The sequence below is a fragment of the Pseudidiomarina sp. CB1 genome (assembly GCF_024752025.1).
Classification (GTDB): Bacteria; Pseudomonadota; Gammaproteobacteria; order Enterobacterales; family Alteromonadaceae; genus Pseudidiomarina.
The window spans coordinates 867,890-886,859 of sequence record NZ_JANTPU010000001.1 but is presented as its reverse complement, the minus strand read 5'-3'; the positions used below and the strand labels follow the sequence as shown (position 1 = coordinate 886,859).

General features: G+C 49.9%; 19 protein-coding genes and 1 other RNA gene. 14 read left to right on the top strand and 6 right to left on the bottom strand.

From position 1 onward, the window contains the following. Positions 1 to 34 precede the first annotated feature (34 nt). Entirely contained in the window at positions 35 to 1,699 is a 1,665-nt protein-coding gene (gene ettA, locus NV375_RS04350; protein WP_258807114.1) for an energy-dependent translational throttle protein EttA, read from the bottom strand. A gap of 127 nt (positions 1,700 to 1,826) precedes the next feature. Between ettA and glyA the strand changes: the two genes are divergently transcribed. Genes glyA through ribBA form a run of 4 tightly spaced genes read left to right on the top strand, consistent with a single transcriptional unit; the run spans position 1,827 to position 5,836 of the window. Beyond that, positions 1,827 to 3,083: a serine hydroxymethyltransferase gene (gene glyA / locus NV375_RS04345; RefSeq protein WP_126770868.1), complete on the top strand. Its 1,257-nt coding sequence runs from the start codon at positions 1,827 to 1,829 to the stop codon at positions 3,081 to 3,083. Positions 3,084 to 3,111: 28 nt separating this feature from the next. Continuing rightward, the gene (gene nrdR, locus NV375_RS04340; protein WP_126770866.1) at positions 3,112 to 3,561 is read left to right on the top strand and encodes a transcriptional regulator NrdR; all 450 of its coding nucleotides are present in this window, start codon (positions 3,112 to 3,114) and stop codon (positions 3,559 to 3,561) included. 14 nt (positions 3,562 to 3,575) lie between these two features. Further along, entirely contained in the window at positions 3,576 to 4,721 is a 1,146-nt protein-coding gene (gene ribD / locus NV375_RS04335; RefSeq protein ID WP_258807113.1) for a bifunctional diaminohydroxyphosphoribosylaminopyrimidine deaminase/5-amino-6-(5-phosphoribosylamino)uracil reductase RibD, read from the top strand. Next, a complete protein-coding gene (gene ribBA, locus NV375_RS04330) occupies positions 4,718 to 5,836 on the top strand; it encodes a bifunctional 3,4-dihydroxy-2-butanone-4-phosphate synthase/GTP cyclohydrolase II (RefSeq protein WP_258807112.1) in 1,119 nt (372 codons plus the stop codon). Before ribD ends, ribBA begins: the two co-directional genes overlap by 4 nt. On the opposite strand, the gene NV375_RS04325 is transcribed toward ribBA, so the two are convergent. From NV375_RS04325 to NV375_RS04310, 4 genes are read right to left on the bottom strand one after another with little or no spacing between them, the layout of a single operon-like run. Continuing rightward, entirely contained in the window at positions 5,776 to 6,681 is a 906-nt protein-coding gene (locus NV375_RS04325; RefSeq protein ID WP_258807111.1) for a ketopantoate reductase family protein, read from the bottom strand. The genes ribBA and NV375_RS04325 overlap by 61 nt on opposite strands. Further along, positions 6,671 to 8,020, bottom strand: coding sequence for an AmpG family muropeptide MFS transporter (locus tag NV375_RS04320; protein ID WP_258807110.1), 1,350 nt, complete (start codon positions 8,018 to 8,020; stop codon positions 6,671 to 6,673). Before NV375_RS04320 ends, NV375_RS04325 begins: the two co-directional genes overlap by 11 nt. After that, entirely contained in the window at positions 8,017 to 8,610 is a 594-nt protein-coding gene (locus NV375_RS04315) for a peptidylprolyl isomerase (RefSeq protein WP_258240154.1), read from the bottom strand. Before NV375_RS04315 ends, NV375_RS04320 begins: the two co-directional genes overlap by 4 nt. Before the next feature lie 21 nt (positions 8,611 to 8,631). Then, positions 8,632 to 9,786, bottom strand: coding sequence for a methyltransferase (locus tag NV375_RS04310; protein WP_258807109.1), 1,155 nt, complete (start codon positions 9,784 to 9,786; stop codon positions 8,632 to 8,634). Positions 9,787 to 9,859: 73 nt separating this feature from the next. Here NV375_RS04310 and NV375_RS04305 point away from each other — a divergent pair, with 73 nt between their 5' ends. The 4 genes from NV375_RS04305 (at position 9,860) to NV375_RS04290 (ending at position 13,199) form a co-directional block, all read left to right on the top strand. Next, positions 9,860 to 10,951, top strand: a complete 1,092-nt coding sequence (locus NV375_RS04305; RefSeq protein ID WP_258807108.1) for a ketoacyl-ACP synthase III — start codon at positions 9,860 to 9,862, stop codon at positions 10,949 to 10,951. Beyond that, on the top strand, positions 10,944 to 11,690 hold the full coding sequence (locus NV375_RS04300; protein WP_258807107.1) for an enoyl-CoA hydratase: 747 nt from the start codon (positions 10,944 to 10,946) through the stop codon (positions 11,688 to 11,690). Before NV375_RS04305 ends, NV375_RS04300 begins: the two co-directional genes overlap by 8 nt. Positions 11,691 to 11,783: 93 nt before the next feature. Continuing rightward, an RNA gene (gene ffs, locus NV375_RS04295) (signal recognition particle sRNA small type) lies at positions 11,784 to 11,880 on the top strand. A 203-nt stretch (positions 11,881 to 12,083) separates the two neighbouring features. Next, on the top strand, positions 12,084 to 13,199 hold the full coding sequence (locus tag NV375_RS04290) for a tryptophan 2,3-dioxygenase (protein ID WP_258807106.1): 1,116 nt from the start codon (positions 12,084 to 12,086) through the stop codon (positions 13,197 to 13,199). Here NV375_RS04290 and NV375_RS04285 read toward each other — a convergent pair. Then, positions 13,149 to 13,451, bottom strand: coding sequence for a primosomal replication protein (locus NV375_RS04285; protein WP_258807105.1), 303 nt, complete (start codon positions 13,449 to 13,451; stop codon positions 13,149 to 13,151). The genes NV375_RS04290 and NV375_RS04285 overlap by 51 nt on opposite strands. A 428-nt stretch (positions 13,452 to 13,879) precedes the next feature. Here NV375_RS04285 and NV375_RS04280 point away from each other — a divergent pair, with 428 nt between their 5' ends. Genes NV375_RS04280 through NV375_RS04255 form a run of 6 tightly spaced genes read left to right on the top strand, consistent with a single transcriptional unit; the run spans position 13,880 to position 18,889 of the window. Next, positions 13,880 to 14,662, top strand: a complete 783-nt coding sequence (locus tag NV375_RS04280) for a DUF3450 domain-containing protein (RefSeq protein WP_258807104.1) — start codon at positions 13,880 to 13,882, stop codon at positions 14,660 to 14,662. Then, positions 14,659 to 16,029, top strand: coding sequence for a MotA/TolQ/ExbB proton channel family protein (locus NV375_RS04275; protein ID WP_258807103.1), 1,371 nt, complete (start codon positions 14,659 to 14,661; stop codon positions 16,027 to 16,029). The genes NV375_RS04280 and NV375_RS04275 overlap by 4 nt, the downstream gene beginning before the upstream one ends. A 4-nt stretch (positions 16,030 to 16,033) precedes the next feature. Then, positions 16,034 to 16,558: a MotA/TolQ/ExbB proton channel family protein gene (locus tag NV375_RS04270; RefSeq protein ID WP_126770841.1), complete on the top strand. Its 525-nt coding sequence runs from the start codon at positions 16,034 to 16,036 to the stop codon at positions 16,556 to 16,558. Positions 16,559 to 16,570: 12 nt separating this feature from the next. Next, positions 16,571 to 16,972: a biopolymer transporter ExbD gene (locus NV375_RS04265; protein WP_034732452.1), complete on the top strand. Its 402-nt coding sequence runs from the start codon at positions 16,571 to 16,573 to the stop codon at positions 16,970 to 16,972. A gap of 1 nt (position 16,973) precedes the next feature. Next, positions 16,974 to 17,585 carry an energy transducer TonB gene (locus NV375_RS04260; protein ID WP_258807102.1) on the top strand — a complete coding sequence of 204 codons (612 nt, stop codon included), beginning with the start codon at positions 16,974 to 16,976 and terminating at the stop codon, positions 17,583 to 17,585. A 5-nt stretch (positions 17,586 to 17,590) separates the two neighbouring features. Then, positions 17,591 to 18,889: a hypothetical protein gene (locus tag NV375_RS04255; RefSeq protein WP_258807101.1), complete on the top strand. Its 1,299-nt coding sequence runs from the start codon at positions 17,591 to 17,593 to the stop codon at positions 18,887 to 18,889. Positions 18,890 to 18,970 lie beyond the last annotated feature (81 nt).

The following is an 18,970-nucleotide window of genomic DNA, read 5'->3' as shown; positions in this document are numbered from 1 at the left end:
GTTTAGTGTGACGTACTAGCTCAATAAAGAGTTCTTAACCAATCGGCTTATAGCGCATGCGGTGGGGTTCCATCGCTTGCTCGCCGTGGGTTTGCTTCATGTAGGCTTCATAGTCAGTGTAATTACCTTCATAGAAATTCACTTGACCTTCATCACGGTAATCCAAGATGTGGGTCGCCACACGGTCGAGGAACCAACGGTCATGCGAAATAACCATGGCTGAGCCTGGGAACTCCAACAAGGCTTCTTCGAGCGCCCGCAAGGTTTCGACGTCAAGGTCGTTGGTTGGCTCATCGAGCAACAACAGGTTACCGCCAGCTTTGAGCAGTTTAGCTAAGTGGACACGGTTGCGTTCACCACCGGACAACTCGCCGATACGCTTTTGCTGGTCGTTACCACGGAAATTAAAGCGGCCAACATAGGCACGACTATTGATCTCAAAAGTGCCAATACGCAATACGTCTTGACCGTCAGAGATTTCTTGCCACACAGTGTTGCTGTCGTCCATGTCATCACGGAACTGGTCAACGCTAGCTAGCTGGACAGTGTCGCCAAGCTCAATGGTGCCGGCGTCCGGTTGCTCTTTGCCCGTTAGCATGCGGAATAGGGTCGACTTACCCGCACCGTTCGGGCCAATGATACCGACAATCGCACCTTTCGGAATACTGAAGCTTAAACCGTCGATCAGCACGCGATCGTCATAGGACTTTTTCAAGTCGTGCACTTCCACAACCTTGTCCCCCAAGCGTGGACCCGGTGGAATAAAGAGTTCGTTAGTTTCATTACGCTTCTGATAATCACCACTTTGCAGTTCTTCAAAGCGAGACATACGCGCCTTGCTCTTCGCTTGGCGTCCTTTGGGGTTCTGCCGCACCCATTCGAGCTCTTGCTTGATGCTCTTTTGGCGGGCTTTTTCGGCTTTTTCTTCTTGCTCGAGGCGTTTCTCTTTTTGTTCGAGCCAAGAGGAGTAGTTGCCTTCCCATGGAATGCCGTAGCCGCGGTCAAGCTCAAGGATCCAACCAGCGACGTTATCGAGGAAGTAACGGTCGTGGGTGATGGCCACAACGGTACCGTCGTAATCGTGCAAGAAGCGTTCAAGCCAGGCCACTGACTCAGCGTCCAAGTGGTTGGTCGGTTCGTCGAGCAACAACATGTCTGGTTTGCTCAGCAACAAACGGCAGATAGCGACACGGCGGCGTTCACCACCCGAAAGTACCGCAATTTGGGCATCCCACGGCGGTAAACGCAGTGAGTCAGCGGCGCGCTCGAGGATGTTTTCAAGGTTATGACCGTCTTTGGCTTGGATAATGGCTTCAAGCTCGCCTTGGCGTTTAGCTAAAGCATCAAAGTCGGCATTTTCGTCTGCGTAGGCAGCGTACACTTGGTCGATTTCAGCTAATGCGTCTTTAACTTCGGCAACCGCTTCTTCAACGGTTTCACGCACGGTTTTATTTTCGTCGAGTTGCGGCTCTTGCGGCAGATAGCCAATTTCAATACCCGCTAACGGTCGTGCTTCACCATCGATTTCTTTATCGATGCCCGCCATGATGCGAAGTAGGGTCGACTTACCTGCACCGTTTAAACCCAAAACGCCGATTTTAGCGCCAGGGAAAAACGACAAGGAAATGTCTTTCAAAATGGTCTTTTTCGGCGGGACCACTTTACTTACCCGCGACATGGAATAGATATATTGTGCCATAACAGCAACGGTTCCTTTTTTAAGGCTAAGACAATGGTCGCTATTTTAACCCTTAAGTTGGCGTGAACCCAAGTATATTGGTAAACTACCGCCACAAATGTTGTCCCGTTAGAAGTCAGGAGCCCCGATGTTAAAAAACAGCATGAACATTGCCGATTATGATGCCGATCTTTGGCAAGCGATGACTGGCGAAGTTGAGCGCCAAGAGCAACACATTGAACTTATCGCCTCGGAAAATTACACCAGTCCACGTGTGTTGCAAGCGCAGGGCTCGCAACTGACCAATAAATACGCTGAAGGCTACCCACACAAACGTTACTATGGTGGTTGTGAGTATGTCGACGTGGTTGAAGACTTGGCCATCGAGCGTGCGAAGCAATTGTTTGGCGCTAAATACGCAAACGTTCAACCCCACGCTGGTTCGCAAGCGAACTCGGCAGTTTTCTTGGCTTTGTTGGAAGCGGGTGACACGGTATTAGGTATGAGCTTGGCCCATGGAGGTCACTTGACCCACGGTTCAGGCGTCAACTTTTCAGGGAAATTATACAAGGCTGTGCAGTACGGTCTTGATGAAAGTACTGGTGAAATAGACTATGCCGAAGTGCGTGAGTTAGCGCTTGAGCACAAACCTAAGTTAATCGTCGCAGGTTTCTCAGCGTATTCTGGCATCGTTGACTGGGCGAAATTCCGTGAAATTGCCGACGAAGTTGGCGCTTATTTGCTAGTGGACATGGCGCATGTTGCAGGTTTGGTTGCGGCTGGCCTGTATCCAAGCCCAATTCCACATGCTGACGTGGTGACCACAACGACGCATAAAACACTTGCTGGACCACGTAGCGGTTTGATTTTGTCAGGCAAAGATGATGAAGCGCTGCATAAAAAATTAAACAGTGGCGTGTTCCCTGGTAGCCAAGGTGGCCCTCTGTGTCACGTGATTGCTGCTAAAGCGGTAGCGTTCAAAGAAGCGATGGAGCCGGAATTCAAAGCTTATCAGCAGCAGGTTCTTGATAATGCGAACGCGATGGTGAAAGTTATGCAGCAGCGTGGCTACAAAATTGTTTCGGGTGGCACACAAAACCATTTGTTCTTGGTTGATTTAATCGACAAAGATATTACGGGTAAAGATGCTGATGCAGCCCTGGGCCGTGCTTACATCACCGTGAACAAAAATTCGGTGCCGAACGATCCACGTTCACCTTTTGTCACCTCGGGATTACGCTTAGGAACGCCGGCGATAACTCGTCGTGGCTTTAAGGTTGCTGAAGCCGAGCAAGTCGCAAACTGGATGTGCGACGTGCTTGATGATATCGGTAACGAAGAAACCATCGCGCGCGTGCGCGAAGATGTGAAAGCGCTGTGTAAGCGTTTTCCAGTGTATGGCTAATTTGCCTTACTAGCCCAAAGGAAAAGTTATGCATTGTCCGTTTTGCGGTACTCAAGACACCAAAGTTATCGACTCTCGATTGGTTGCGGACGGTGCTTCCGTGCGCCGTCGTCGTGAGTGCACTGACTGTAAAGAGCGTTTTACGACCTTTGAGACCGCAGAACTGATTATGCCGCGGGTAATTAAGTCTGATGGCTCGCGTGAGCCTTTCAATGAAGACAAGTTGCGCGCTGGATTATTGCGCGCGCTTGAAAAGCGCCCGGTGAGCCTAGAGGCTATGGAGCAAGCCATCCAGAACGTGAAGTCGGCGTTACGTGCGACGGGTGAGCGTGAAATCACCAGTCAAGTGATCGGTGGTTTAGTCATGGATAACTTAAAAGCCCTCGATAAAGTCGCTTATATTCGCTTTGCGTCCGTTTATCGTGCGTTTGACGACATTCGCGAATTTGGTGAAGAAATCGCCCGTCTTAACGACTAAGCGAGGAGCCACATATGGCCCAGCTTAACGAGCCAACCTTACAAGCAGATGAACACTACATGCAGCAGGCGTTGGAGCTAGCTGCACGCGGGGCTTTTAGTGCGGCGCCAAACCCCTTAGTGGGTTGTGTTATTGAGCACCGCGGGCGTGTTGTCGGGCGCGGTTGGCATGAACGTTCAGGCGAGCCTCATGCTGAAGTTTACGCGTTGCGCGAGGCAGCAGCACAAGCGGTTGGTGCAACGGCGTATGTAACCCTCGAACCGTGCAGTCATCATGGCCGCACCCCGCCATGTGCAGATGCTTTGATTAAGGCGCAAGTGGCACGGGTAGTGGTCGCTATGCAAGATCCAAATCCATTGGTGGCCGGACAAGGGATTGCGCGCCTGCGCAACGCCGGTATCGAAGTTGTTGTTGGCGTACTCGAAGATGCTGCACGACGGCTCAATCGCGGTTTTATTTCTCGCATGGAACGCCAACGCCCATGGTTACGTCTGAAAATGGCCATGACCCTTGATGGTCGAACCGCTCTTGCGAATGGCCAAAGCCAATGGATTACTGGCTCAGAAGCTCGTCATGATGTGCATCGTTACCGCGCCCAAGCCGGTGCGATCTTAACCAGCGCACGTACCGTAATGATGGACCAAGCGCAAATGACAGCGCGTCACCCTGAGATGCAACAACAACCTTTGCGGGTTGTGCTTGATCGTCAGGCACAGTTGCCACCAAACGCTCATTTTTATGCGATTGATAGTCCGGTGCTACGGGTCATTGATGTTGCACATGACGCATCAACACATGAACACCAGTGGCCCGCGCATGTGAGCACACTTGCTTTACCGGCAAGTGCTGGCCGGTTACCGTTACGCAGTCTATTCGATAAGCTAGCGGAATTGCAGATCAATGATGTGTGGACCGAGTGTGGTGCAGAGCTAGCAGGTGCTTTAGTGGCCGCTGAGCTCGTGGATGAATTTGTTATTTACATGGCGCCGAAATTGTTCGGTTCTGACAGCCGAGGGCTGTTGCAATTGCCGCTATTTGAGCGCATTGAACAGGCGCCGGAATTAGTTTACGAGAGTGTCACTCTCGTTGGCACCGATCTACGTATTATTGCTCGTCCGCTGCATAGCGGCGGAGTAAGCAGAGGAGAATTAACGTCGTGAGTCAATTACACAGTGCGGCTGAAATTATTGAAGCTATTCGCCAAGGCAAAATGGTCATCTTGATGGACGATGAAGATCGCGAGAATGAAGGTGATCTGATTATTGCAGCCGACTGCATTACGCCAGAAGCGATTAACTTTATGGCGCGTTATGGCCGTGGCCTGATCTGTTTAACGCTCACCGAAGAGCGTTGTGCGCAGTTACGTTTACCATTGATGGTGAATCAGAACAATGCTCCTTATGCGACGAATTTTACGGTATCCATCGAAGCCGCCGAAGGGGTGACGACCGGTATTTCTGCCGCTGATCGTGCTCGGACCGTGCAAGCCGCGGTAGCGAAAGACGCCAAACCAGATGACTTGGTCATGCCGGGGCACATTTTTCCGTTAAAAGCGAAAGAGGGCGGGGTGCTGAACCGTGCTGGTCATACTGAAGCCGGTTGTGATTTGGCCCGTTTAGCCGGCTTTGAACCCGCTGCTGTCATCGTCGAAGTGCTGAATGAAGATGGCACCATGGCGCGGCGTCCAGACTTGGAGAAATTTGCTGCTGAGCACAACCTTAAAATTGGCACCATCGCTGATTTGATTGAGTACCGCTCGCTTACCGAAAAAACGGTAGAGCGCAAAGCGCAGTGCCGTTTACCGACGCGTTACGGCGAATTTGAATTGATCACTTTCCAAGATACCATTGATAAACAGGTTCACTATGCGCTTATCCATGGCGAGATTAACGAAAATGAGCCTGTTAACGTTCGTGTGCACCTGCAAGACACTTTTAATGACCTGTTTTCTACCGATCGTGCGAGTCAACGCAGTTGGCCGTTAGGTCATGCGATGGATTACATCGGTAGTAACGGTGGCGTACTCGTGGTGATTGGGCGGACGCAAACGACCGACGATATTCTAGAGCAAGTGCAAAGTTTTGCGGCGGAAGATCGTGGCGAGAAAAAACCAAGTGCGGCAGCATCAAACGCCTCACGCAATGTCGGTATTGGCTCGCAAATTCTGGCAGATTTGGGTGTGCATAAGATGCACTTGATGAGTTCACCGAAACGTTACTCGGCGTTATCAGGCTTTGGTCTTGAAGTGGTCGACTTTATCGAGGATAACGACTGAACCTGCTCAGTTAAGCGTTGATTGGCTGGCGCTTGCCAGCCCGCTGCGGCACTTGCCGCAGCGACAAAACCATTCAAATAGGTAATTTCCAACGGTCGCTGATGTAAGTAGTCTTGCAGCATTGATGAGCGGTTGCGGGCGGTGTGCTCAACCACCTGTTGCGCCTGCATCAGCAAGTCATCGGTAGCTAAACTCACCCCCTGGTAGGCAGCCAAACGGACAATTTCTTCGGCCACAGCCCGCCATTCTGCCGGGGCAACGTGTTGGGGAAGTTCACCGTTGAGACAACGGTGAAGCAACGTATACGGATTAATAAGGCAATTGATGGCGAGCTTTTGCCAACGTCGCACGCGCAGATCAGCTTGCCAATGCAAGGGCGGTAGTGCGCGAGCCAATGCGGTAAAGAGCGCCGGTTTTGCCGCAGTTCCAGTCATTGTCCCTAGCCAGCTTTGTCCATGACCGCCGTGAACCACCTCAGCGCCGTCACGATAGGCTCCGTGGGTTGTTACCCAATGCCAGTCGTGCGGGCGTACCCATTTCTCTTCGTCAGGCAGCATGCCGTTGTAGCTGAGGATTAACGTTGACTCCGCAAAGGCTTCATAGCGGCGCAACTCTTCGATGAGTGGGACGACTTGATAGGCTTTCACAGCGGCGAAAATAAGGCTCGGCTGCAACAGTTGAGCACTGCTCTGGAAGCGAAATGTCTGTTCTTCGAAACGAATTGTGGTAGAACCTGTGCGCCGAAGTTTGAGTTGCACCTGTTCGTTCTGCTGCGCTAGGTGCACGGCCATTAGACTGCCTAATGCACCTTGCCCGATAACACACCACGGTAACCTACTTGTCACGAGCTAACTCCGTGTCAGCGGCCGGAGCTTGGATGCGATGCAACGCTTTACGCAGGACGATTAATAACAATAATCCTGGAGTGACCATGACTGCGGTTAGGATGAAAAATAACGACCAATCACCGTTGAGCCAATCGACGACAAACCCACTGTAGGACGATAAGAGTGTGCGGCCTAAATTCCCCAGTGACGCTAAAAGTGCATACTGCGTTGCGGTAAACGCACGGTTACAGAGCAGGCTAATGAATGCGACGAATGCCACCGTCGACCATGCACCGGTAAAGCCATCAATGATTACTGCCGCGAGCAACAAATTCGTGTCGGGACCCACCACAGCGATCCAAGCGAACATTAGGTTACTGGCCGCCATGGCGATGCCACCAATAAAAAGTCCGCGCATGGTCCCTAAGCGCACGTTGACCATACTGCCGATGATGGCAAAAACGATAGTCACCCACCAGGTGACCATTTTCGAATAGACCGCGATGTCGTCATTGGTAAAGCCGACTTCTTTGTAAAAGACGATACTCATGCGGCCTAAAAAGGCTTCACCGATTTTAAATAAGAAGATAAAGCTTAAGATTGCGACAGCAAGACGCCAGCCCGCGCGTTTGAAAAACTCAGCGATGGGATCAACTAAGGTTGTGCGAAACCAGTCCTGCCAGCGTGTGAAGGGTTTCAGTTGCGCTCGATAGCGAGTTGATTCGCGTACGGCGAGGACAATGATAAGTTGTACGGCGAGAACGCCTGCCATGACTTTGTAAGCTGCTTGCCAGTCCCAAGCGGTGCCATCGACCAAGAAAAACGGCAGTGCGCCAAGGCCACTGTAGCCGGTCCACCAACCCGCAGTCGCCATAGCTGCGCCAGCAGACTGCAAATGACTTTCGTCTTGACTAAATGTTTCGATGCGAAACGCGTCGATGGCAATATCTTGCGTTGCTGAGGCAACCGCAATCGCTAATGCGCCGGCCGCTACCCAAAAAGCATTTTGCGCAAGATTGAGGCCACTTAGGCTAAGCGTTGCTGCGATGAGAATGACTAAACAGAGTGCTAACCAACTGCGGCGCTGACCAAGCAACGGCTGCAATAGCGGCAGCTTAACGCGGTCGACCAAGGGAGACCATAGCGCATTGACCGAATAGGCCACAAAAACCATGCCAAACAAACCAATCTCACTGCGTGACACGCCTGCTTCTTGTAACCATGCGGAAAGCATGGAACCAATCAAGACCCAGGGAAAGCCACTCATGATGCCAAATAAGAAAATGACCCAAATGCGCGGCTCTAGGTAGACACGAAAGTCTTTGTACCATGGTTGTTGGGTGTCAGTTGAACTCATTGTTGTGGCATTACTTCGGCACGAATCAGCACTGGTGGCTCGGCTGGAAAGTCACGCCAACCGGTTTCGGCATGAAACGGCATGGATTCGACTTCAGCGAGTTTGTCGAGCACTTCATAGCCTTCCGCAATCGTGCCAAATACTGCATAGCCCCAGCCGTCCTCAGGATCGAGCGATGGGTTGTCAGCGACGTTAAAGAAAAATTGGCGGGTTGCTGTGTGCGGATCATTTTCGCGCGCCATGGCGATGGTTGCATACTTATTTTTTAAGCCGTTGCCCGATTCGTTAGGAATCGGTGAACCGGTTTTTTTGGCGACCAGCTCTTTATCATAGCCGCCACCCTGCACGACAAAACCAGGCACGATACGGTGAAAAATAGTGCCGTTATAACTACCGATATCAACATACTTTAGAAAATTTTCGACCGTCAGCGGCGCTCGGTGACGATTCAACTCAACGATGATGTCGCCGTGGCTCGTCACCAGCTTCACGCGTGGGAACGGGTTATCCGGCTGCACATCGGCGTGGGCAACCGCACTTGCGGTTAGGTTGGCAACCAACAATAGTAGGGCGCTAAACAACGCTTTCATAATTCACCTTTTGCTCGGGTTTTATGTCAGGCAGCTATACACCACAAATTTGGCGTTACTAGCAACCTGCTTCACTTGTTTAAAGAGGCGTTTTAAAGGGTGATAATACGGTAGATGACGGTTCGCTACCAGTCGCATTTCGCCGCCTTTACGTAGTACGCGTTTGGCATCACGGAACATTTGCCGAGCAATATGCTCGGTAATGGCGTGCTCTTGATGAAACGGTGGATTGCATAAAACGAGGTCAACACTGTGGCTGGCGAATTGGCTTAAACAATCATCAGTAACGGCACGATAACTTGGATTGGTAGCAAGATTCTGTTGGATGTTGAGGCGACAGGAAGCTATTGCTAAATGGGACTCGTCGACCCAGGTCACGGCGCTACTCGGCGAGTTCTGCGCATAAACAAGTCCTAAAACACCGTTGCCACAACCGAGGTCAATGACCTCTGATGCACCTGATTCGGGCAGGTTATCAAGTAATAATCGTGCGCCAATATCGAGTTGATTACGGGCAAACACGCCAACATGATGATGAAGCGTGAGGTTGTGCTCGGTAAGCGGCCATTTGCTCATAAAGTGTTCGGTGTTAAGCGGGACAGATCGTACACGAGCTGTTAGTACACGACATTTGCGTTGGATCAACGAGATGTCGACCTCATCGCAGTACTTTGCAAAGAGCTCGCGCACTGCTGGTGTGAGCAGCTTACTCTTTGCCGCTGCGCGCAAAGGTGTACCAGGTCGCAATTCACTACTTAACTTGGCGAGTTGGAACTCCAGTAGGCTTTGACTCTTCGGTATTTTGAGCCAAACACTTGCAGTCGCTTGCGGCAATGTTGCCAATGGATCGAGCTGCGTGAGCTCGGTTGACAACTGATTTAAGGTTAAATTTGCAAGCTGCCCCTGCTGACTGACGAAGGAGTCGTTAACCGTGGTTACCTGACAGTGCGCAAACGGCAAAAGCAGGGCGCCCCATTGGTCGTTAAGCACTAACGGTCTATGTGTTGCATCCAGAGCAGTAACGTCTGCGGCAATGTGTTGGTGCAATAGCTCATCCGCCGCGTCCCATGCTTGTAAAGGGTCATTGGTGCGCAGCGGGTAGCGTTTTAACTGCCAACGTCCCGCAGGACTTACTAAGAGCGAGGGCGCACTGGTAGGGGTTGTTGATTTTGCCATTGGTCGGACATTTCTCTTATTAACATTCGTGCTATGATAGCGAAAAACGTGCAGTGACTATAGGTTTTAAACAGTGAAAAAATACGCAGAAATTACAGGTTGGGGTAAATGTTTGCCGCCTGCGGTCATGACGAATGATGACTTGGCGACATTCTTGGATACGTCGGATGAATGGATTCGCACCCGTACAGGGATAGAGGAACGTCGAGTTAGCTCGGTCGGGACCTCGAAGTTGGCGACGGTCGCAGGGCGCAACGCGCTAGCTGCTGCAGGGCTTGATGCGAATGACCTCGATCTTATTTTGGTGGGTACCTGCACGCCTGACGAAATTATTCCTAATGTAGCTTCCGCAGTGCAACGTGACTTGGGCGCTAAATATGCGGCTGCATTCGACCTGAACGCCGCTTGCAGTAGCTTTTTGTATGGTATGCACTACGCAACTCAAGCGATTCGCACGGGTGTGCATAAGAAAGTACTTATTATTGGCGCTGAACGTTTAACCCGTATTCTCGACTGGACCCAACGAGAAAGTGCTGTATTGTTCGGCGATGGCGCCGGGGCTATGGTACTCGAAGCATCGGACGAAGAGTGTGGCTTACTCGCTTCACATGTCACCTGTGACGCCGATGCTCGTGACGTTCTGGCATTGGAATTTGGAATGAGTTTCGATCGTTTTGATTTCGATGGCATCATGCCATTTAACTTTGTCGGCCAAGAAATTTTTAAACGTGCCGTTAAAGGCATGAATCTCGCCGTTGAAAAAGTTTTCGCGGAAACCGGACTGACCACAGCCGATATTGATTCGTTGATACCGCACCAAGCGAATAAACGTCTGATCGATTACCTTGCTAAAATGTGTAAGGTACCGGAAGAAAAAACTGTCATTAACATTCAAAAATATGGCAACACCTCGTCGGCAACTTTGCCCATTGCATTCTGTGAAGCAGTCGAGCAGGGCATTGTTAAGCCGGGTGATACCATTGTCTCTGCGGTTTTTGGTGGCGGACTTACCTGTGGCGCGGGCATCATCAAGTGGGGTCAGCGCGTAACGCCGTTACAGTCGAACGATGAGCAATTGCCGAGCGATGGTCAAACCGCGCTTGACCTGATTCTGCCGATGCACCAAAAAACCAAAGCCGCATGGGAGCGCCGTGAGCATGAGTGAACACATCCAAGTTGCGCAACGTGATGGCATTGTCTGGATCACCTTAAATCGTCCAGAGAAGAAGAATGCATTAACTCAGCAAATGTACTTGGATCTAAGTGCCGCACTCGAGCATGCCGAGCGCGATGGTAAAGTCGCTGCCGTGGTCCTGCAAGGTGCTGGTGGCAATTTCTCCGCTGGCAATGACTTGCATGACTTTTTAGCCGCTGACGAGCTTGATGAAAACTCACCACCGTTTGAATTTCTGTTCACCCTTAGCCGCTTAAGTGTGCCGGTGATTGCAAGTGTAGAAGGTGTGGCTATTGGTATTGGTACAACGATTCTACTGCATTGTGATTTAGTGCTAGCCAGTGATGATGCACAGTTTGCGTTACCTTTTATTCATCTTGGTTTGGTGCCCGAAGCGGCATCGAGTCAGTTACTTCCGTTACTGTGCGGGCACTTAAGGGCTGCAGAACTGTTGCTACTTGGCGATACCATTGATGCCACTACTGCGCTGACTTATGGTCTTTTGAATAAAGTCGTCGCAAAAGATGAATTAGTAACGACCACGGAAGCGCTTGCTGGACAGCTCGCGAGTAAACCCGTAAGCGGCCTCCGAGCAACCAAAAACCTGATGAAACAGCCTACGGAAGCCGTAGCCGACCGAATTTCACGCGAAGCTCAAGTGTTTATTAAAGCCTTGCATTCGGACGCTGCCCGCGAAGCTATTGCCCAGCGACTCCATAAGAAAAAATAATTTCCGTAAAACGGTTGTTTTCTAAGCAAGCGCACCCACTTTACTTGCGGGGCGCTTACGGATCATGGATAATGCGCGCCGTTATGGTGGCCCTGTTGGTCCCCCCGCAACACGAACTGGTGAACCCGGTCAGGCCCGGAAGGGAGCAGCCGTAGTCAGGGATGTGGGTGCCGGGGTGTGGCTGGCAGGGCCGCCACCCTCCCTTCAAGATTCCAAAAGCGTTGTTTGTAGCCCGCAGTTCTACTGCGGGGAATGTCGAGTTGAACCAGCATCGTCGAGACGTGAGATTTGCCCCGTGGTAAAACCACGGGCTACGCAGTTCGATGTTTGTTGAAAGCCAAGACGAGATCGTTTCTAATCAATAGCGAATAACGAACAGCGAAGAAGGGAACCATGCCTAAGAATAAAGATGCTGTGTACTACAGTGACTACCTAAAACTCGATACCTTACTCTCTGCACAACAACCTCATAGCCCGAAGTATGGTGCTGAAGCTCATGACGAAATGCTATTTATTATAGTGCACCAAGTCTATGAGCTGTGGTTCAAACAAGTACTGCATGAATTACGTGCCATTCACGCCGATTTCAGTAAGCCACAGCTTGACGATAAAGCACTTTATTTAGTTGCGCATCGTCTACGCCGCGTACTGACCATTCAAGACTTAATGAATGATCAGGTTGCGGTGATCGAAACGATGACGCCGCAGGAATTCTTAGAGTTTCGCGATTATTTAGTTCCCGCATCGGGCTTTCAGAGTATCCAGTTCAAGGAACTTGAAATTCGTTTAGGGCTAACGCGGAAGACGCGAATTGCTTTTGATCAGCAGTCATTTTACAACCGTTTGAATGAGCAGGACCGCAACTACCTCGAAGAACTTGAACAGCAGCCAACGTTATTTGATTGCGTTGATGCATGGCTCGCACGTATGCCATTTCTTGAATTTAAGGACTTCAAATTCTGGGATATGTACCAAGCGGCGGTGAACGATGCGCTTGATCATGATGAAACCATCATTCGTGAAAATGCTGTTGATGAGGAACAGTTGCATACTGAACTGGCTGGAATTCAAGCGAACCGAGACAATTTTGCGGCGTTGTTTGATAACGAAAGTTATAAAGTGTTACAAGAACGCGACGCAGTGCGTTTATCGCAACGGGCCATGCTCAGCGCACTGTTTATTACGCAGTATCGCGAGGAGCCAGCATTTAATTTAGCGTGGCAAGTGATTACCTCGCTCGCTGAAGTGGATGAAAAGCTCACCATATGGCGTTATAAACATGCAATGATGGTGCAGCGGATGCTGGGTACTAAGATTGGTACTGGCGGTAGCTCAGGGCATGACTATTTACGCCGCACCACAGAACAAAACCGAGTTTTCAAAGACTTCTTTGCGATGTCGACCTATCTATTACCGAAAAGTGCGTTACCAGAGTTGCCAGAGCGGGTAAAAGCAGCGTTAGGGTTTTCGTCGTTGTCGGCTTTGGAAGAAGGCAACGGCGCGGCTTAAGGCCAGCATTTGTTGTTCAACGCGCAGGGCCAACCATTGTTGTTGGTCCGCACTCTGACTGCGTTCCAATTGGCGTACATTCGTCGCTAGCTCATCACAGTAATGTTCCGGCGCACTATGGGTAGTTTTAAAGAGCTGCGCATCGAACCAATCTTGAAAGTGCTCCTCGCTGATACGCAATGCCAAGATCTGTTGACGTAAATGCGCGATTTGGTGCTGGAGCCTTTGGTATACCGTGCTTGCAGTTGGCATTAGATGTTCCCGTCAGAGTGTGTTTATCAGAGTACCCTAGCGAGCCTCTGCACGGCAAGTGCACGCCAAGATCATTCGTTACGAAACAGCGCTGTTTATCGGCGCTGTTGCGGGCTGAACTTTCCTTGCCAAAATCCGTCAAAGCTAGAGAAAAATGGCTATACTCAGACGGAGAATTCAGAAGGTCAAATTGAGGTTTTGTTAAGAACCTGTAATTGCATCTTTATGTAGCTTTAGGCTAGGAATAATCTCATTTCACAGGTTGACAGGGTTTGTCAGATCGTGGGAGTATTGAGCAGATTATTGCTCTCAATATCGTGAGCAATAGCTGCAAGTGTTGATTAAACTCTTTTCGTCACTCAAATAACTGGGAAGTTGGCGGCTCTAATAGTTGTCAGCAGAAAGTTAAATCAAATTGGTTGGGAACTATGACCAAAGTAATCAATAAAAGCAAAGTTGCAGCGGCCCTCGTTGGTGCGCTTGCAATGGCAGGCAGCGCTACCGCTGCTGCACAATCAGTACCTACGCTGCAAAGCGAAGGCGCAAAAACGCATCAAGCTGATGTACGTTCACAAGAAAAAATCAATTCGTTGTTCGAGCAGTCAAATGAATTGCTGTACGAATACCGTGGCATTGTAGACCAGTATGAACAGCTGAAAGTCTACAACGATCACGTACAACGTTTGGTTGATGACCAGAACGCGCAACTGGCTTCTCTACAGCGTCAGATCGACGGCATCGAAGACACCAAACAAGGTGTTGTTCCTTTGATGTACAAGATGATCGACGCTTTGGAGCAGTTTGTTAAGCTGGATATTCCTATCCACCGCGACCGTCGTTTAGAGCGTGTTGAGCGTCTACGTGACGTGATGGAAAACTCAAACGTAACCACGTCTGAGCAATTCCGTCAGATCACTGAAGCTTATCAAGCTGAAATGGACTACGGTTCTGGTTTGATTGCCTATGAAGGTAAATTGAACTTTGAAGGCGAAGAAATCTCTGTTGACTTCTTCCACCTTGGTCGTTCTGCGCTGATGGCGCAATCGCTGGATCTGAAAAACGGTTGGATTTATAACCAAGAAGCTGGTCAGTGGGAAGTCTTAGATGACGCCTACTTAGGCCCGTTGACTAAAGCCATCCGTATGGCGCGTAAGCAAAGCGCACCAGATCTTCTTAAATTGCCAATCTATGCAGCGGAGCGTGCAGAATGAACAAACTAGTGAAATCTTTGCTGGTAGCTACAGCATTCTCTCTAACCATGGGTGCGAGCTCTGCATACGCACAAGAGCAAGAAGTATCCAACGCAAAATCACTTGAGCAATTGCTCGAGCTGGTAAAAGAAAACCGCGCAGCTTCTCAGCGTATTAACGCTGAACGTGAAGCTGAGTTCACTTCTGACCGCGCCGACAAGCAAGCCTTGTTGAATCGTGCGAAGAAGCAGTTGGCTGATGAGCGCGCACGTGGTGAGCGTTTACAGACTGAGTTTTCTGAGAACGAAATCGCTTTAGCGAACAAAGAAACTGAACTGCAAAACCAACTCGGTACGTTGGGTGAGATCGTCGGTGTTGCACGTGGTGCAGCCAGCGAAACCATCGGTCGTATCGCGACTTCAATCGTGAGTTCACAGTACCCAGGTCGTGAAGACATCTTGGAAAGTATTGCCGAAGCACGTGAAGTTCCAACCATTGAAGAGCTTGAAGAGCTTTGGTTGGCATGGTTAACCGAAATGAAAGAGTCGGGCAAAGTTGTGACTTTCCCTGCTGAAGTTACTTTGTTGGACGGTTCTACTGAACAACGTGACGTAACGCGTATCGGTGTTTTCAACTTGTTGTCTGAAGGCGAATACTTCGTCTACAACGACCAAGCTGAAGAAATCCAGCCGTTAGGTAAGCAGCCAGAAGGCTACATTCTTTCAGCAGCTGATTCGTTCTTGAGCACTGAATCAGGTTACGAAGGCGTTTATATTGACCCTGCTCGTGGCCAGATTTTGAATCTTGCAACGCAAAAAGCGACGCTTGAAGAACAGTACCATCAAGGTGGCACAGTTGGTTATGTAATCACTGTAGTTCTTATCCTTGGTATCCTGATTGCTATCTGGAAAATCGTTACCTTGGGTTCAGAAGGCGCGAAAATCCGTGCTCAGCTGAAGAACACAGGTAATCCTTCAGAGAAGAACTCTCTTGGTCGTATCTTGAAAGTCTATCACGACAACAAGTCTGACGATGTTGAGAACCTTGAACTGAAACTTGATGAAGCCATCATGCGTGAAACTCCACGTATCGATTCTGGTGTTAACATCATCAAGATTTTCGCGGCAATCGCACCACTACTTGGTCTATTGGGTACGGTAATCGGTATGATCGGTACCTTCCAATCAATTACCTTGTACGGTACAGGTGACCCGAAAATCATGGCAGGCGACATCTCAATGGCGTTGGTAACCACCGCTATGGGTCTAATCGCTGCACTGCCATTAATTCTGATCCACGCAGTTGTTGCGGGTCGTGCTAAGAAAATCGTTCACACGTTGGACGAACAAGCTGCCGGTATTGTAGCCGCGCACGCGGAGAAGGAGTAATCCTATGCTTTACCTGATGGGCCTTTGGGAAACTATCAGGGATTTTCTGAGCACCGGTGGCGACGTTTTATATTTCGTCATGGGAGCGCTCTTTCTCATGTGGGTACTCATGATTGAGCGCTTCTGGTTCCTTACCGCAGTGTTCCCTAAGATGAAGAAAGATATCATCGCACAGTGGGACGCGCGGAAGGACACCACCTCTTGGTACGCTCACAGGATCCGTGAAGCATGGATTTCCGAGGCAGCTGATAAACTGAATGCACGTATGTTGTTGATCAAAACAACCATCGCCATGTGTCCGCTTATCGGACTATTGGGTACGGTAACCGGTATGATTACCGTATTCGAAACTATGGCAACGCAGGGTACCGGTAACCCTCGTTTGATGGCCGACGGTATCTCGATGGCGACGATCCCGACAATGGCCGGAATGGTTGCAGCACTGTCAGGCATGTTCTTTGCGACTCGTTTAGAGTCAAAAGTGAAACGTGCTCGTGACAAGTTGGTCGACAGTTTGCCACATCATTAAGAGAGAAGAATTATGGCACGTAAACGTATTCGTGAAGAGGAAGATGCAGCGATCGACATGACGCCGATGCTAGACATCGTATTCATCATGTTGATCTTCTTCATCGTAACCACCTCTTTCGTTAAAGAAGCTGGTATTGACGTGAACAAGCCAGAAGCTAGTCAGGCGCAGAAGAAACCTTCTGCCAACATCTTTATCGCGATTCGCGCGAATGGCGAAGTATGGATGGACAAGCGTATGGTTGATGTAGAGCGTGTTGGCGCTAACATCGAACGTCTCTTGGCAGAACAGCCAACTGATATCGTAGTGATTCAGGCGGACAAAGAAGCCAAACATGGTGTTGTCGTTGAAGTCATGGATCAAATTAAGGAAGCGGGTATTGACAAGATATCCATAGCCGCAGAGGACGATTAATATGGTGCGCTTTATAGTATCAATACTATTAGGTGCTGCAGCTACGTTCCTTCTGTTCGCGTTCATGGCGTTCTTGATCAGCGGGGGCGAAGGGCGTAATGCACCGCCTCCACCTTCATCAGTGATTGAGATTGTGACTCAGCCACCGGATTCGGAAGTGGACCAGCGTCGACGTACGCCGCCTCCACCGCCCCCTCCGCCGGCTCAGCCACCGGAGACACCGCCAAACGAACCTGATAACTCAAATGCCGACGGTATGAACTTGGACCTTGGCTTTGATGTGGACGTGGGTGGCACCGACACTGGCTTTGATGCAAGTGGTGCGATGATGCGTGATGGAGAGGCCGTACCGGTAGTGCGTATTAACCCGCGTTATCCACCGGCCGCAGCACGTGATGGTGTTGAAGGTTGGGTGCTGTTGCGCTTTACCATCGATAAGACTGGCGGAGTTACTGACGTCGAAGTTATCGATTCGAACCCGCGTCGGGTATTTGACCAAGAAGCACGTCGTGCACTTTTGCGTTGGAAGTACAATCCGAAGATGGTTGATGGTAAGCCAGTAGAGCAGCCGGGTCAGACAGTCCAACTCGACTTCAGCCTGGATCAGGAGTAATGATAATGATGCACAAAAAACTCACTATGCTTCTTAGCGCGAGTGTATTGTGTGGTGTTTTAGCGGCAGGTGCGCCTGTCGCTAATGCGCAAGACATCAATTACAACTTGCCTTCAGCAGAAGAAGTTCAACAGCGTAAAGATAGCCGTCGCAATTTAACGGTTTCGGAACGTGTTGGCCGTCGAATCATGGCTGCCTTTGAGCTCTACAGTGAACAAGAGGATATCAAAGGAGCTATCGCCGAACTTGAAGCGGTAGAACCTCGTGAAGCGTTCGACCAAGCTTACGTCGATCGTTTCTTGGGTAACCTCTATGCTGCAGATGACCGCGTTAACGACGCTTTCGAACGCGTGACGCGCGCGGCGGATGCGGATGTGTTGGGTTGGTCAGATCAGGCGTCAGCGTTGAAACTCGCTGCTGACCTGAGTTTACAACTTGAAGACTATCGTTCAGCACTTAAGTATTACGGTCAATGGTTGCAGTTTACGGGTGAAGCTAACGGTGACGTATTCTTGCGTATTGCGAACTCTTACTATGAGTTAAAGCAATTCGAAAAGGTAATTCGCCCAGCAGATTTGGCAATTCAAAGTTATGAAGAGCCAAATAAGAACCCATACGTACTGAAAGTTGCTTCGTATTACGAGCGCAAAATGTACGGTGATGCAATCAAGGTTCTCGAGTCTGGTCTAGAGATTTTCCCAGGGGAAAAGAACTGGTGGAATCAGTTAGGTATGATCTACATGTTGGAAGAGCAGTTGGATAAAGCTCTGCAAACATTGGAAGTCGCATATCTGGCGGGTTACTTTGAGAAAGAAAACCAGTTTAAAGCTCTCGTTCAGCTCTACTCTAACAATGGCATTCCTTATGACTCAGCACGTTTGATGGTGAAACATTTGAATGCTGGTGACATTGAGAAGACCGCGCGGAACTATCAAAGCGCCGCGAACAACTTCGAAATGGCACGTGAGTATAGCCGCGCAGCCGAAATGTACGCATTAGCAGCAGAGCTTGCTGACGAGCGTGAAGATCGTGCTGACTACTATCGTAAGAAAGGTACAGCGCATTTGCGTGCGGAAGAATACCCGCAAGCAGCACAAGCTTACCTAAACGCGATTGATCAAGGCTACGACGAGCCGGGTAAGGTGTATATGTCACTGACTGAAGCGTATTTCTATCAAAACAAATTCAGCGAAGCGCTGAAGTATGTTAAAGAAGCGCAGAAGTATGATGGTCAGCGCCGTAATGCACGTAGTTGGGAATCGTATATTCGTAGCAAAGCAAGCAACTTAGGTGTATCGCTTTAAGCGAAATAGTGCCTAATGACGCAAAAAAGTTGTAAAGCCCCGCTAGCCAAGCGGGGCTTTTTTTTGTAGAACAGCTATAGT